This is a genomic window from Streptomyces sp. NPDC005141 (genome assembly GCF_053599975.1).
This window is the reverse complement of the sequence record NZ_JBSFYW010000011.1, coordinates 90,072-103,455: the sequence shown is the minus strand read 5'-3', so window position 1 is coordinate 103,455 and position 13,384 is coordinate 90,072. Positions and strand designations below refer to the sequence as shown.

General features: G+C 71.2%; 15 protein-coding genes. 8 read left to right on the top strand and 7 right to left on the bottom strand.

The features are described 5' to 3' along the window. Positions 1-26: 26 nt before the first annotated feature. The 3 genes from ACWD68_RS11680 to ACWD68_RS11670 form a co-directional block, all read right to left on the bottom strand. Positions 27-188: a hypothetical protein gene (locus ACWD68_RS11680; RefSeq protein WP_266758085.1), complete on the bottom strand. Its 162-nt coding sequence runs from the start codon at positions 186-188 to the stop codon at positions 27-29. Positions 189-242: 54 nt separating this feature from the next. Further along, complete coding sequence (gene npdG, locus ACWD68_RS11675; protein WP_451806246.1) at positions 243-947, bottom strand: NADPH-dependent F420 reductase; 705 nt, start codon at positions 945-947, stop codon at positions 243-245. Between the two features lie 68 nt (positions 948-1,015). Next, on the bottom strand, positions 1,016-2,179 hold the full coding sequence (locus tag ACWD68_RS11670; protein WP_451806245.1) for a sialidase family protein: 1,164 nt from the start codon (positions 2,177-2,179) through the stop codon (positions 1,016-1,018). 116 nt (positions 2,180-2,295) lie between these two features. Here ACWD68_RS11670 and ACWD68_RS11665 point away from each other — a divergent pair, with 116 nt between their 5' ends. After that, a complete protein-coding gene (locus ACWD68_RS11665) occupies positions 2,296-2,898 on the top strand; it encodes a hypothetical protein (protein ID WP_451806244.1) in 603 nt (200 codons plus the stop codon). A 436-nt stretch (positions 2,899-3,334) separates the two neighbouring features. Here the strand turns inward: ACWD68_RS11665 and ACWD68_RS11660 are convergent, their stop codons facing one another. Next, positions 3,335-3,571: a hypothetical protein gene (locus ACWD68_RS11660; protein ID WP_451806243.1), complete on the bottom strand. Its 237-nt coding sequence runs from the start codon at positions 3,569-3,571 to the stop codon at positions 3,335-3,337. A 58-nt stretch (positions 3,572-3,629) separates the two neighbouring features. Here ACWD68_RS11660 and map point away from each other — a divergent pair, with 58 nt between their 5' ends. After that, positions 3,630-4,487, top strand: a complete 858-nt coding sequence (gene map, locus ACWD68_RS11655; protein ID WP_451806242.1) for a type I methionyl aminopeptidase — start codon at positions 3,630-3,632, stop codon at positions 4,485-4,487. Between the two features lie 196 nt (positions 4,488-4,683). Next, positions 4,684-5,379, top strand: a complete 696-nt coding sequence (locus ACWD68_RS11650; RefSeq protein WP_451806303.1) for a biliverdin-producing heme oxygenase — start codon at positions 4,684-4,686, stop codon at positions 5,377-5,379. A 302-nt stretch (positions 5,380-5,681) separates the two neighbouring features. Here ACWD68_RS11650 and ACWD68_RS11645 read toward each other — a convergent pair whose 3' ends face one another. Beyond that, positions 5,682-6,326 (bottom strand): PhzF family phenazine biosynthesis protein, encoded by a 645-nt coding sequence (locus ACWD68_RS11645; RefSeq protein WP_451806241.1) that lies wholly within the window; start codon positions 6,324-6,326, stop codon positions 5,682-5,684. A 158-nt stretch (positions 6,327-6,484) separates the two neighbouring features. On the opposite strand from ACWD68_RS11645, the gene ACWD68_RS11640 reads away from it, so the two are divergent. The 5 genes from ACWD68_RS11640 (at position 6,485) to ACWD68_RS11620 (ending at position 11,727) form a co-directional block, all read left to right on the top strand. Next, the gene (locus tag ACWD68_RS11640; RefSeq protein ID WP_451806302.1) at positions 6,485-7,231 is read left to right on the top strand and encodes an ATP-binding cassette domain-containing protein; all 747 of its coding nucleotides are present in this window, start codon (positions 6,485-6,487) and stop codon (positions 7,229-7,231) included. Between the two features lie 190 nt (positions 7,232-7,421). Beyond that, entirely contained in the window at positions 7,422-8,570 is a 1,149-nt protein-coding gene (gene efeO / locus ACWD68_RS11635; RefSeq protein ID WP_451806240.1) for an iron uptake system protein EfeO, read from the top strand. 10 nt (positions 8,571-8,580) lie between these two features. Next, positions 8,581-9,882, top strand: a complete 1,302-nt coding sequence (gene efeB, locus ACWD68_RS11630) for an iron uptake transporter deferrochelatase/peroxidase subunit (RefSeq protein ID WP_451806239.1) — start codon at positions 8,581-8,583, stop codon at positions 9,880-9,882. A 2-nt stretch (positions 9,883-9,884) separates the two neighbouring features. Further along, entirely contained in the window at positions 9,885-10,760 is an 876-nt protein-coding gene (efeU, locus tag ACWD68_RS11625) for an iron uptake transporter permease EfeU (protein ID WP_451806238.1), read from the top strand. Further along, positions 10,717-11,727 (top strand): hypothetical protein, encoded by a 1,011-nt coding sequence (locus ACWD68_RS11620; protein ID WP_451806237.1) that lies wholly within the window; start codon positions 10,717-10,719, stop codon positions 11,725-11,727. Before efeU ends, ACWD68_RS11620 begins: the two co-directional genes overlap by 44 nt. A gap of 8 nt (positions 11,728-11,735) precedes the next feature. Here the strand turns inward: ACWD68_RS11620 and ACWD68_RS11615 are convergent, their stop codons facing one another. Next, entirely contained in the window at positions 11,736-12,470 is a 735-nt protein-coding gene (locus ACWD68_RS11615) for a bifunctional DNA primase/polymerase (RefSeq protein WP_451806236.1), read from the bottom strand. 129 nt (positions 12,471-12,599) lie between these two features. Next, positions 12,600-13,253, bottom strand: a complete 654-nt coding sequence (locus tag ACWD68_RS11610; RefSeq protein WP_451806235.1) for a TetR/AcrR family transcriptional regulator — start codon at positions 13,251-13,253, stop codon at positions 12,600-12,602. Between the last annotated feature and the right edge of the window lie 131 nt (positions 13,254-13,384).

The following is a 13,384-nucleotide window of genomic DNA, read 5'->3' as shown; positions in this document are numbered from 1 at the left end:
GACCTGTCCGGAGTCCCGACCGGCTGCTACGCCCGGCCGCGCCGCGCGTAGTACCAGGTCATGTTCGACGACAGGCCCGCGATCAGCACCCACACGATGCCCAGCCAGCTGCCCTGGACGAACGAGACGACGGCCGCGGCCACGGAGAGGACACAGACGGCGAGGGCGTAGAGAGCGAGGCGGGGCATGGGGTCGGCTCCTGTCGGGGGGACACTGCTTTCGACCAGTGTCCCCCACGCGACCTATACGTCCGTCACCCGCAGACCCGCGTGTGCCTTGTAGCGGCGGTTCACCGAGATCAGGTTGGCGACCAGGGCCTCGACCTGGTGGGCGTTGCGCAGGCGGCCGGAGAAGACGCCCCGCATACCGGGGATACGGCCCGCGAGGGCCTGGACGATCTCGACGTCCGCCCGCTCCTCGCCGAGGACCATCACATCGGTGTCGATCTCCTCGATCTCCGGGTCCGCGAGCAGCACGGCGGAGAGGTGGTGGAAGGCCGCGGTGACCCGGGAGCCGGGCAGCAGGGCGGCGGCCTGTTCGGCGGCGCTGCCCTCCTCCGGCTTCAGCGCGTAGGCGCCCTTCTTGTCGAAGCCGAGCGGGTTCACGCAGTCGACGACGAGCTTTCCGGTCAGCTCCTCGCGCAGCGATTCGAGGGTCTTGCCGTGACCTTCCCACGGCACGGCGACGATCACGATGTCGCTGCGTCGCGCGGTCTCCGCGTTGTCGGCTCCCTCCACACCGTTGCCGAGCTCCTCGGCCGCGCTCCGCGCACGGTCCGCGGCGCGCGAGCCGATGATCACCTTCTGCCCTGCCTTGGCGAGCCGGTAGGCGAGGCCCTTGCCCTGCGGACCGGTGCCACCGAGTACGCCGACGACGAGCCCGGACACGTCGGGCAGGTCCCAGGGGTCCTTGGCGGGGGCCTTCTGTGCACTGTCAGTAGAGGTCATGGGCCGACTTTACGTGCGCGCGTGGGGGCCGTGCGTCTCAGGTGGCCGCGCTCCCCGGGTGACTGCGGTCACCCGAGCGCGGTCACCGGGACGCGCCGGAAGGTGATCGTCTCGTAGGCACCGAAGTCACCCGTCTCGTAGAGGAGTCCGACGGTCGTGGCGTCGACGCGCACGAGATCGGAGTACGCGGCGGGCAGCCCGTCCACCGTGTGCGCGGACCGCCAGGTGGTGCCGCCGTCGGCCGAGGCACGGATGGTCATCAGGGCGCGGAACGCAGGATCCGCGGGCCCGGAGTACAGGAGCAGGTCGGGGTCGCGGAGCTGCAGGAGGCTGCCCTGGACGACGGGGGTGACGAGGCCGGCCTGCGGGCGGAACGGCTTGACCAGGGTTCTGCCGCCGTCGCGGGAATGGGCGTCGGCGCGGTTGCCGGGCGAGGGGGAGTCGTTGCGGCTGCTGAAGTAGACGCGGCCGTCGGGGAGTTCGGCCGCGGTGGTCTCGTTGACGTTGACATAGCCGTTGGTGTTCTCGTCGAGGTAGCCGAGGTACCAGGTCGCGCCGCGGTCGTCGCTGAGCAGGCAGTGGCCGCTGTTGTACTTCGCCTCGGTGCCGTTGTCCGTACCCGTGGGCGGCAGGGTGTGGTTGCCGGGGACCAGCACCCGGCCGGAGCCGAGCTGGAGGGCGTGCCCGGGCGTGGTGGCGTACCACCGCCAACCGGCCTTCTTCACCTGCCCGGTGATCTCCTTCGGGGCCGACCAGGTGAGCCCGTCGTCGTCGCTGTGCTGCACCCACACGCGCCGCCCGTCGGCCGCCTTCACCTTGCCGCGCAGCAGGGCGTCCTCCGAGGCGGAGGCCGCGCTGCGGACGTGGACGAGCAGGACGCGGCCGGTGTCGAGGACGACGGGCGCGGGGTTGCCGGCGAGGTTGACGCCGTTCTTGGCGACGGCCTGGAGAGGGCCCCAGGTACGGCCGCCGTCCACCGACCGCTTGAGCACGATGTCGATGTCGCCGTGGTCCTGCGCGGAACCGACTCTGCCCTCGCAGAAGGCCAGCAGGGTGCCGGTTCCGGTGGCGACGACGGCGGGGATCCGGAAGCTCGCGTAGCCCTCGCGCCCGGACCGGAAGGGAACGCTCAGCTCGCCACTCGTAGCCGCATCCCCACTGGTCTCGGCGGTCGTCTCCGTGTTCGCCCCGGGGCCCGTACCGGTGCTGGGCTCGGCGCTCGACTCCGTCATGGTCGGGCTCCCTCCTGTGGTTGCTCGTGGGGTCAGTGGTGCGGACTTCTGCCCAACTTGGGCGAATTCGTGGTGAACTCCCGGTCACGAGTGGCAGGTTGCGGCAGGATGCGGCCATGGATGCCGTACGGGTCGCGTTGCTGCGCGAAGTGCTTGCCGGGACCGAATGGCTGGGTGCGACACGGCGGTTCGGCGGAACGCTGCGGGGGTCCGTGGTGTCGTACGGCGGCGGGCTGCTGCTGGTCGGTTCGGAGGAGTACGAGCCCTGGCACCTCGCGGCGCATCTCGTGGACGAGGCGGCGTGGTCGGGGACGCCGGAGCTGTCGCCGACGCTGGTGCGGCACGGGGCGCGGGGGTCCGATCCGGCTCATCTGGCGGTGGGGCTCGGACGGATCGAGGCGGCACGGCGCGGCGAGACACTGCTCGTGGTGGCGCCGGACGCGCCCGGGGCGCCGCTGCTGGAGCGGGTGCACGACGCCCGGCGGGCCGGGGCGACGGTTCTGGCCCTGTCCCCGGGGGACGGTGAGCTGCCGGCGCTGGCCCACGAGTCGCTCGCCGTGCCGCCGGACCCCGAGCTCGATCTCGACACCGTGCAGCATCTGGTCAGCGCGGCGGCCGGGGAGAACGCGCTGCCCTCACCCCGGGGGCGACGCCGCTTCCGCGACCGCCTGTCCCGCTTCGCGGACCAACTGACGGCCCCACCGTCGTACCGGTGGTAGCGGAAGCCGACTCCGGCCGGTGACGGCCCAGGGATCTCCGCGGGTCCGACGCCGGGGCGGCCTCCCGTCACTGATTGCGCGGGGCAGTCCCATGCGCAGGCGGCCCAGGGAGCGCGCGCCTGCTGATGGCGGCCCAGGGGGCCCGCCCCCGCTGGTGACGGCCGAGGGCTCTCCCCCGCCGGTGACGGGGCGCTCTGCGTCGGGGCGGTGGGGCTGCTCGCCGTCGGCCTCGCGAAGCTGATGTCGTACGACGACCGCACCGACGAGCACGCGGCTGCGGATGCGGTCCGCGCGGGCGGAGAACCTCCCGCCCGCGCCTCCGGTGACCGCTTCCTGAGGGGACGTGTACGACTCCTCGCCCGGTCCGGGTCGCCCACGACCGCCCCCGGGCCCGGGGCGGTCGCAGCCCCGCAGTCCTCAGCCCTCGCCCGGTGTCTCAGTCGTCCTCGGAGCCCGGCGCCTTGCCCGACGCGTCGTGCCACTTCGGGTCCGTCTCCCACTCGAGGTTCCGTTCGCGCGCGAGGTCCATCGCGTGTTCGGCCTCCCCGCGGGTGGTGTACGGGCCGAAGCGGTCCTTGGCCGGGCACTCGGGGCCTTCCTCGACCTTCTTGTGCTCCAGGCAGTAGTACCACTCGCCGGGCTTGCCGACCGTCCGCTTCTTGAACAGGGCCATCACCAGCTCCTTTCGCCTAGGACATGTTCCCCCATGCCCGCTGGTTAGACTCGCTGCCATGTCTGGCCAGTCGCTGCTCGTACCAGGGGAGCTCTCCCCCACCCGTCCCGTGCCGGGAAACATCAGGCGTCCCGAGTACGTGGGAAAGCCCGCCCCCACGCCGTACACCGGCCCGGAGGTGCAGACGCCCGAGACGATCGAGGCGATGCGGATCGCCGGGCGGATCGCCGCGCAGGCGATGGCCGAGGCCGCGAAGCTCATCGCGCCGGGTGTCACGACGGACGAGCTGGACCGGGTGGCCCACGCCTACATGTGCGACCACGGCGCCTACCCGTCGACCCTCGGCTACCGCGGGTTCCCCAAGTCGCTGTGCACCTCGGTCAACGAGGTCATCTGCCACGGCATCCCGGACTCCACGGTCCTGCGTGACGGCGACATCATCAACCTCGACGTGACGGCGTACATCGGCGGCGTGCACGGCGACAACAACGCGACCTACCCGGTCGGCGCCGTCGACGAGGAGTCGCGGCTGCTCGTCGAGCGGACCCGTGAGTCCCTCGACCGCGCGATCAAGGCCGTCAGGCCGGGCCGCCAGATCAACATCATCGGGCGCGTCATCGAGTCGTACGCGAAGCGGTTCGGGTACGGGGTCGTCCGGGACTTCACCGGGCACGGGATCAACTCGTCGTTCCACTCCGGGCTGATCGTCCCGCACTACGACAGCCCCCACGCGACCACCGTCATCCAGCCCGGGATGACCTTCACCATCGAGCCCATGCTCACGCTCGGTACGCACGAGTACGACATGTGGGACGACGGGTGGACGGTCGTGACGAAGGACCGGAAGCGCACGGCGCAGTTCGAGCACACCCTCGTGGTCACCGAGAGCGGTGCGGAGATCCTCACCCTGCCGTAGCCGTCCGGAGTTCCCGAGCCGTCAGAGCCCGCCCTGTCCACAGGGCGGGCTTTCTCATGTGGAAGCGACCGGGAATCGGGGTACGGTTTTACCGACAGGATGTCGGGAAGGCTGTTGACTTAGGTAAGCCTAACCATAGAAGATGCGCATGACCTTGCAACAGCTCTCGCCCTTCCTCAGCGGCTCCGGAGGCCCCATGAACGCGTCGGACACGTCGGCCGCGACGAGCGCGCCGGACACCACGAGCACGCCCTTCTCGACGCTCATCCGCACCGCCTCGCACGAGCAGCACACCGAGGCGGAGACCTCGACGTTCATGAGCGACCTGCTCGGCGGCCGGCTCGGCGTCGAGGCGTACGCGCGCTACACCGAGCAACTGTGGTTCGTGTACGAGGCGCTGGAGGCGGACACCGAGCGGCTGGCCGCCGATCCGGTGGCCGGGCCCTTCCTGCGGCCCGAGCTGCTGCGGCGCACCGCTCTCGAGCGCGACCTGGCCCATCTCCGGGGCCCCGACTGGCGCGAGACGCTCACCGCGCTGCCCGCGACCCGCGCGTACGCGGACCGGGTCGCGCAGTGCGCCCGGGAGTGGCCGGGCGGCTATGTCGCCCACCACTACACCCGGTACCTGGGCGACCTCTCCGGCGGCCAGATCATCCGCGGCAAGGCGGAGCAGACCTGGGGCTTCAGCCGCAAGGGGGACGGCGTCCGCTTCTACGTCTTCGGGGACATCTCCAACCCGGCCGCGTTCAAGCGGAGTTATCGCGAACTGCTGGACGGGGTCCTGGCCGACGATCTGGAGAGGCAGCGGATCGTGGCGGAGTGCAAGCGGGCGTTCGCCCTGAACACCGGGGTGTTCAGGGCCCTCGGTGAGGAGTTCCCGCTGACCGCGTGATCATCCGCTGCCGGGCCCGGGGTTCCCCCCGGGCCCTTGCCCCGGATCCCGGATCGCTCCGGGGGAATCACGTGGCGTACACGGCCGCGGCCCGGTGGGGGCTGGTCGCGCAGTTCCCCCCGCCCCTGACGGGGCACGTAGCTCGCACCGAGCGGCTCCGACACTCCTCCGGACACCACCCTGGCATACACAGCCGCGGGCCGGTGGGGGGCTGATCGCGCAGTTCCTCGCGCCCCTGACGGGGCACCTAGACCCCCGCGGCCCTCGCTCCGTGACTCGCGTCCGTGTTTCTGGCCGGGTGCTCAGCGTTCCAGGTGGACCCGGCCGCCCACTTCGACCCAGTCGTTCGGCTGGGGAGCCGTGAGGATCTGGGAGCCCCTGCCCTGGGTGATGTTGAGAGCCCGGCCGAGTTGCCGGGTCAGCAGCAGCGCCGCCGCCCCGGTGGCCTCGTCCTCCTCGATGCCGTCGTTCCGGCCGGGGAACGCGCGGGCCCGAACCCTGCCGCCGGCCTCGTCCTCCCAGGCCCAGGCATAGATCCACTCCCCCGACGGCGGCACCTCCAGCGCCTCGACCTCGGCGGCGGACGCGTACCGCCGGAGCGTCCGCGGCGGCACCCACTCGGCCCGCGCCTCGATCCAGCTGAACTCGCCGTCCAGCCGGACCCCCACCGCACCGGCGGGCGTGACCAGTTCGGGCACGTCGAGCAGCCAGCCCGCCCCGACGCACGGGTGTCCCGCGAACGGCAGCCGCAGCGCCGGGGTGTAGATGTCGATGACCCCGCGCTCGGGGTCGTCGACGAACACCGTCTCGCTGAAGCCGAGCTTCGCGGCGAACTCCTGCCGCTCCGCGCGGTCCGGCATCACCGAGCCCTCGCGCACGACACCGAGTTCATTGCCATACCCGCCGCCTGGTCCGCAGAAGACCCGCAGCACGTCGTAGTCAGTCACTCCGGCATTCAAACACCACCCGCGCGGCACGCGCCTCCCAGCCGGGGGACCGCCGGGGAACGGCCGGGTGCGCGGACGGACGGGCTCTTACGGCGGCCGGGCCACCGTGTCCCCGTAAGCCCACTTCGCACACCCACTCGCACACCCGTTCCGCACGCCTGTTCCGCGTATCGGTTCCGTATGCCCGTTCCGCTGGGGCCGCCCGCCCCCGGCAGCTCCGTGGTCATGTGGAGCGGCGTCGGGGGCGGGCGGCCGGGTCTCCGGCGGACTACTCCGTACGCCGCCTGCGCATCGCGAACACCACACCGGCGCCCACCGCGGCGGTCACCGCGGCCGCGGCCCCCAGCGCGCCGGCCGGCAGCTGCGAACCGGTGGAAGCGGGCGCGCCGCTCACACCGCCCGTCGTGGACCCGGTCGTCCCCGCGCCGCCGGTGGTGCCCGATGAACCGCCGGAGCCACCCGAACCCGAGCCCGACTCGCCGTTCCCGTCCGGCAGCTGTGCGTCCTCGCCCAGCGCGACCGACAGGGGCTCGTTCGCCGCGCTCAGCGGCGGGGAACGAGCGCGTGTCGCGCTCGCCCGGGTGCTCGCGCAGCGCGCCCCGCCGCTGCTGCTCGACGAACCGACCGCCGCCCTCGACCTGCGGCACCAGGAGTTGGTGCTGCGGGTGTGCCGGGAAAGGGCGCACGCCGGGGACGCGGTGGTCGTGGTGTTGCACAACCTCGCGCTCGCGGCGGCGTACGCGCACCGGGTCGCGATTCTGTGCGCCGGTCGTGTCGCGGCCCACGGCCGGCCGGCGGATCTCTTCACCGACGGGCTTCTGACCGACGTCTACCGGCAGCCGGTCGAGGTGGTGCCGCACCCCAGGACCGGGGCCGCCCTGATCACCTCGAAACGGGACGCTTGACTCTCTCTTGACCTGCCCATGGGGTCTGGTTTGAGTCGCCGTGATCAAGCCGTTCCTGTGCCGCACCTGTGAGAGCTGAATCACTGCACGGCTGGGTATCACTGAGGGAAGCCTCAGATAAGTTAGGCCAGCCTCACCATGCCGAACGGGCCCCACCGTACGGTTTGTCCGAACTTCTCTTGGAGCCTGAATGCGAGCCGTCCGACTCTCCGTTGTCACCGCTGCCGCCACCGCGGCCGCTCTGGCCGCCGTCACGGGTTGCACCGAGAAGAGCGACGCGAAGAACGGCGACGCGATCCAGGTGACCGCCGCGGACTCGAAGTGCGAGACCTCCGCCAAGACCGTTCCGGCCGGCCAGGTCACGCTGAAGATCGAGAACAAGGGGTCGAAGGCCACCGAGGTCGAGATCGTCTTCCCCGACGACCGGATCGTCTCCGAGAAGGAGAACATCGGCCCCGGCACCAAGTACACGCTGACCGCCGAGGTGAAGGCCGGCTCGTACGAGATCGCCTGCCGCCCGGGCATGAAGGGCCACGGCGTCCGCCAGAAGCTCACCGTCACCGGTGGCAAGGTCGCCAAGCGCGACCCGCGTCTGGACAAGGCCGTCGCCGCGTACCGCGAGTACGCGCAGGAGCAGGCCGACGCCACGCTGCCGAAGGCCGAGGCGTTCGCCAAGGCCGTCAAGGCCGGTGACATCGAGGCCGCGAAGAAGGAGTTCGCCTCCTCGCGTCTGGGCTGGGAGCGCACGGAGCCGGTCGCGGAGTCCTTCGGTGACATCGACCCGAAGGTCGACGTCCGTGAGGACGGCCTGGAGGACGGCCAGGACCCGGCCACGGACTGGACCGGCTGGCACCGCCTGGAGAAGTCCCTGTGGCAGGACAAGAAGATCGGCGACCGTGAGAAGGAGCTCGCCGGCCGGCTGGTCACGGACCTGACCGACTGGCAGAAGCGGGTCGGCAAGGCCGAGATCACCCCGACCTCCATGGCCAACGGCGCCAAGGAGCTGCTGGACGAGGTCGCCAGCGGAAAGGTCACGGGCGAGGAGGACCGCTACTCGCACACCGACCTGAGCGACTTCAAGGGCAACGTCGAGGGCGCGCAGAAAGCGTACGAGCTGCTCAAGCCGGTCGCCACGGAGAACGACGCGGCGCTGACGACGGAGCTCGACAAGCAGTTCGCCGCGCTGAACACGCTGCTCGACAAGTACCGCACGGACAAGACCTCGTACGACTTCACCTCGTACGACAAGGTCGGCAAGGCCGACCGCAAGGAGCTCTCGGACGCGGTCAACGCGCTCGCCGAGCCCCTGTCCAAGCTCGCCGCCGCCGTCGTGAAGTAGGAGCAACGCCATGACGGACCCCCAGGACAGCACGGACAGCACCGACAGCACGCAGGCCGCCACGGCGGCCGGCACCGGCTCCACGCCGTCCCGGCGTTCGTTGATCGGCTGGGGCGGTGCCGGGCTCGCGCTCGGTGCCGCCGCGGCCGGCGGCGCCGTCGCGATGACCCGTACCGGCAACGACGTCGATCCGGCCGCGGCCGAGACCGGCGCCGCGGTCGCCTTCCACGGCGCACACCAGTCGGGCATCGCGACAGCGGTGCAGGACCGGCTGCACTTCGCCGCGTTCGACGTGAAGACCGACGACCGGGCCGCGTTCGTCCAGCTCCTCAAGGACTGGACGGCCGCCGCCGCCCGGATGACCGCCGGACACGCGGTCGGTGAGGGCGCGTACGGCGGTCTGGCCGAGGCACCGCCGGACGACACCGGCGAGGCGCTGGGACTCAAGCCCTCCCGGCTGACGCTGACGATCGGCTTCGGTCCGTCGCTCTTCGAGAAGTTCGACCTGGCGGACCGGCGGCCGGAGGCGCTCGTCGACCTGCCGAAGTTCCCGGGCGACAACCTGGACAAGGCCCGCAGCAACGGCGACCTGTGCATCCAGGCGTGCGCGGACGACCCGCAGGTCGCGGTGCACGCGATCCGCAACCTCGCCCGCATCGGCTTCGGCAAGGTCGCCATACGCTGGTCGCAGCTCGGCTTCGGCAAGACGTCGTCGACGACTCCGGACGCGCAGACCCCGCGCAACCTGATGGGCTTCAAGGACGGCACCCGCAACATCGCGGGCACCGAGACGGACCGGCTGAAGAAGTTCGTGTGGGTGGACGGGAAGGACGGTCCCGACTGGATGAACGGGGGCTCGTACCTCGTCGCCCGCCGCATCCGGATGAACATCGAGACCTGGGACCGCACCTCGCTCCAGGAGCAGGAGGACATCTTCGGCCGCGACAAGGGCGAGGGCGCGCCCGTCGGCAAGGCCAAGGAGCGCGACGAGCCGTTCCTGAAGGCGATGAAGCCCGACGCCCATGTCCGGCTCGCGCACCCGCACTCCAACGACGGGGCGACGATCCTGCGCCGCGGCTACTCCTTCACGGACGGCACGGACGGTCTCGGCCGGCTCGAAGCGGGCCTGTTCTTCCTCGCGTACCAGCGGGACGTGCGCAAGGGATTCATCCCCGTGCAGCGCAACCTGTCGCGTATCGACGCGCTCAACGAGTACATCCAGCACGTGGGTTCGGCAGTCTTCGCCGTCCCGCCCGGCGTCCGCGACAAGGACGACTGGTGGGGCCGCGCGCTGTTCTCCAAGGAGGCGTAGCCGTGTTCGGCAACTACCTGATCGGGCTGCGCGAGGGTCTGGAAGCCAGCCTCGTCGTCTGCATCCTCATCGCCTACCTGGTCAAGACGGGCCGCAGGGACGCCCTGAAGCCGATCTGGATCGGCATCGGCGTCGCGATCGCCGTGGCCCTCGGCTTCGGCTGCGCCCTCGAATTCGGCTCCCAGGAGATGACGTTCCAGGCCCAGGAGGCGCTCGGCGGCTCGCTGTCGGTCCTCGCCGTGGGCCTGGTCACCTGGATGGTCTTCTGGATGCGGCGCACCGCCCGGCACCTGAAGTCCGAACTGCACGGCAAACTCGACGCGGCCCTGGCCATGGGAACCGGCGCGCTGGTCGCGACGGCGTTCCTGGCCGTCGGCCGTGAAGGCCTGGAGACCGCCCTGTTCGTGTGGGCGTCGGTGCACTCGGCCAGCGACGGCACCCCCCGCCCACTGATCGGCGTGGCTCTCGGCCTGGCCACCGCGGTTCTCCTCGGCTGGCTCTTCTACCGCGGCGCCCTGAGGATCAACCTCGCCAAGTTCTTCACCTGGACCGGCGGCATGCTGGTCGTCGTCGCCGCGGGCGTCCTCGCCTACGGCGTCCACGACCTCCAGGAAGCCGACTTCGTCCCCGGACTGACGAACCTCGCCTTCGACATCAGCAACACGATCGACCCCACCAGCTGGTACGGCACCCTGCTGAAGGGCGTCTTCAACTTCCAGCCCGACCCGACCGTTCTTCAGGTCACGGTGTGGGCGCTGTACCTGGTGCCGACGCTCACGATCTTCCTCGCCCCGGTAGGGTTCGCCTCCGGGAAGGGGAAGGTGAAGGCACCTGATGAGCAGGGATCGCACGGGTCGCAGCCCACGAAGGCCACGTAGCCCCATCCGTTTCGCCCTGGCCACGGGGGCGGTGACCGTCCTGTCCTTGGCGGCGAACGGCTGCGTGGTGGTGCACGGCGAGCGAAAGGTCGTGCCCGCGGCGACCGCCGCCGAAGCCGCCCGCGCGCTCCAGGACTTCACCGCCGCCTACAACGAGGCAGACAAGACGTACGACCGTTCCAAGGACGCGGACCGGGTGACCGGTCCGCTCGCGGACATCGACGGCGCCAAGCTGAAGGCCGGACGCACGAACAACCCGGGCGGGAATCCGGCGCATTCACCGCTGAAGTTCGACGACGCCGAGTACTCGGTACCGGCGAAGGCGGGCTGGCCGCGCTGGTTCGTGGCGAACGCGGCGGCCAACAAGGGTGTGCCGGGCAGCCGTTGGCTGCTCGTCTTCACCCGGGGCAGCGCCGCCGAGGTGTGGCAGGCCTCGTATCTGACGGTCCTCGGGGCCGGTGACGTACCGAAGTTCACGAAGGACAAGGACGGCTGGGCGCAGCCGGTCACGGCCGACGACGCGGCGCTCGCGATAGAGCCGGAGAAGCTCGGCCGGACGTACGCGACCTATCTGAAGGCGGGCGGCAGCACCTTCGCCGCGGGCGTCCACACCTCGCAGTGGCGGGCCCAGCGCAAGAAGTTCGCCCGCAAGCCCGGCCTCGCCAGGCAGTACATCGACGAGCCGCTGACCTCGCGCGCCTACGCGCCGGTGGGTCTGCGCACCACGGACGGCGGGGCGCTGGTGTTCTTCGCCACGCAGCGCTACGAGAAGCAGACCGCCGCCGCGGGCACCGCGATTCCCGCTCCGAGCGCCGACGTCGAGGCCCTGACGACCGGTGAGGTCAAGCAGTCCCTCACCCTGGAGTTCGTCTCCAACCAGGTCGTCCTGGACCCGGCGAAGGGTTCGGGCGACCAGGTGTCGGTCCTCGGACGGATCGAGGGGCTGACGGGGGCCAAGGGCGAGTAGCCGGGGTCTCAGCCCCGGTGCGGCCAGGCGGCGAGCTGCTCCACGCCGTTCTCCCCGGCATAGCGGGCGCACGCGTCGGTGAGGGTCTCCAGGAGGGTGAGCGGATCCGGCAGCGGATGCTCGGGCCCGCGCACCCAGTCGACGCTCAGACCGCCGGGCAGCTGGGCCGGCGGCACGAGGACGTACGAGCCGCGGCAGTGCCAGCGGAAGCCGGGGTGCTCGTCCATCGTCTCGGGATGGCAGTCCAGTTCGCACGGCCACCACTCGTCCTCGTCCTCGGGCGTACCCCGGGTGAGGGTGAAGAAGAGCATGCGGCCGTCGCCGGTCTCCGCGACGGGTCCGACCTCGAGGTCGGAGGCCAGCATCCGCTCCAGCGCCTCGTGTCCGGCTTCCAGCGGGACGTCGAGCACGTCGTGCACCATGCCGGTCGCGGTGATGAAGTTCGCCTTCGGCTGGTGCCGGGCCCACCGCTCGATCTGTGCGCGGTCGGTCGTCGACTGTGTCTGCCAGGCGAAGGAGATGGGATGGCGCGCGGGGGTCGGACAGCCGACGCGGTCACAGGAACAGCGGTAGCCGGACGGGTACGCGGCCTGCGCTAGCGGCAGACCCGCGGCGGCGGCGGCGAGCAGCAGGGCCTCACGCCCGCCCTCGGACGTCTCCGCAGGGCCCTTCGGCCTGCGTCCGCGCAGCCACTGGGAGATCCTGCCCTGCGCGCCGGAGCGGCGGCCGAACTCTGCGCTCATCTATCTCCTCGCCTAGCCTCGGTGCACTCGTCCTTCTTGCCCCATGGTCCCACCATCCTGCGCCCCGGGTGGCCGGAGCCGACAACCGGGGTAGGTGGGGCGATGCGTTCACCCCACCCTGATCAGGCGTTATTGCATGATGTGAGGTGATTTCTCCACCCCTGGGCGGGGGGCGATACCGTGCAGGGCGTAGTCGACGAGCGCGTCCGTGTAGTCGTACGAGATCGGGGCCGTGCGCTGGAGCCAGCGCTGGGCGAGCGGGGAGACGAACAGCTCCAGGGCGATCCGGGGGTCGACGTCCCGGCGCACGTCGCCCTTGGCCTGCGCCGAACGCAGCCGCCGCACGTACAGCTGGAGCTGGGGCTCGAGCAGTTTGGCCACGAACTCGGCGCCGAGCCGCTCGTTCACGACACCCTCGGCGGCCAGGGCGCGGGAGGGCACCTCGAAGGCGGGGTCGAGCAGCTCGTCGACGGTGGCGCGCAGCACCAGCTTCAGATCGGTGGCCAGGTCCCCCGTGTCCGGGATCTCGTACGGCTCCTGGCCCGCCGCCCGAGCGGCCTGCTCCCCGAGGTCCAGGAAGGCGTCCAGCAGCACCTCGGCTTTCGACGACCACCACCGGTAGATCGTCTGCTTCCCGACTCCGGCCCGCGCCGCGATGCCCTCGATCGTGGTCCTGGGATAGCCGGCCTCGCCGACCAGGGCGAGGGCCGCGGCATAGATCGCGCGGCGGGACTTCTCGCTGCGGCGGGTGGAATCGGGGCTGGAGCTGGGCTTCTCGGCCATGCGGGAAACCTATCAGGCCGACGATACGGTGCGTCTCGCCTCCGGCGGGGGCACCGTCCCTCCGGTGGACACGGCCCGTTCGCCTCCCGCTCCCGGGACGGTGCGCACCGCACCATGAGCATCAACTGCCC

What these genes read in the sequence shown, in the direction of transcription:
- ACWD68_RS11680 (WP_266758085.1), bottom strand. Translation starts at nt 188, where the DNA reads ATGCCCCGCCTCGCTCTCTACGCCCTCGCCGTCTGTGTCCTCTCCGTG.
- npdG (WP_451806246.1), bottom strand. Translation starts at nt 947, where the DNA reads ATGACCTCTACTGACAGTGCACAGAAGGCCCCCGCCAAGGACCCCTGG.
- ACWD68_RS11670 (WP_451806245.1), bottom strand. Translation starts at nt 2,179, where the DNA reads ATGACGGAGTCGAGCGCCGAGCCCAGCACCGGTACGGGCCCCGGGGCG.
- ACWD68_RS11665 (WP_451806244.1), top strand. Translation starts at nt 2,296, where the DNA reads ATGGATGCCGTACGGGTCGCGTTGCTGCGCGAAGTGCTTGCCGGGACC.
- ACWD68_RS11660 (WP_451806243.1), bottom strand. Translation starts at nt 3,571, where the DNA reads ATGGCCCTGTTCAAGAAGCGGACGGTCGGCAAGCCCGGCGAGTGGTAC.
- map (WP_451806242.1), top strand. Translation starts at nt 3,630, where the DNA reads ATGTCTGGCCAGTCGCTGCTCGTACCAGGGGAGCTCTCCCCCACCCGT.
- ACWD68_RS11650 (WP_451806303.1), top strand. Translation starts at nt 4,684, where the DNA reads ATGAACGCGTCGGACACGTCGGCCGCGACGAGCGCGCCGGACACCACG.
- efeO (WP_451806240.1), top strand. Translation starts at nt 7,422, where the DNA reads ATGCGAGCCGTCCGACTCTCCGTTGTCACCGCTGCCGCCACCGCGGCC.
- efeB (WP_451806239.1), top strand. Translation starts at nt 8,581, where the DNA reads ATGACGGACCCCCAGGACAGCACGGACAGCACCGACAGCACGCAGGCC.
- ACWD68_RS11620 (WP_451806237.1), top strand. Translation starts at nt 10,717, where the DNA reads ATGAGCAGGGATCGCACGGGTCGCAGCCCACGAAGGCCACGTAGCCCC.
- ACWD68_RS11615 (WP_451806236.1), bottom strand. Translation starts at nt 12,470, where the DNA reads ATGAGCGCAGAGTTCGGCCGCCGCTCCGGCGCGCAGGGCAGGATCTCC.
- ACWD68_RS11610 (WP_451806235.1), bottom strand. Translation starts at nt 13,253, where the DNA reads ATGGCCGAGAAGCCCAGCTCCAGCCCCGATTCCACCCGCCGCAGCGAG.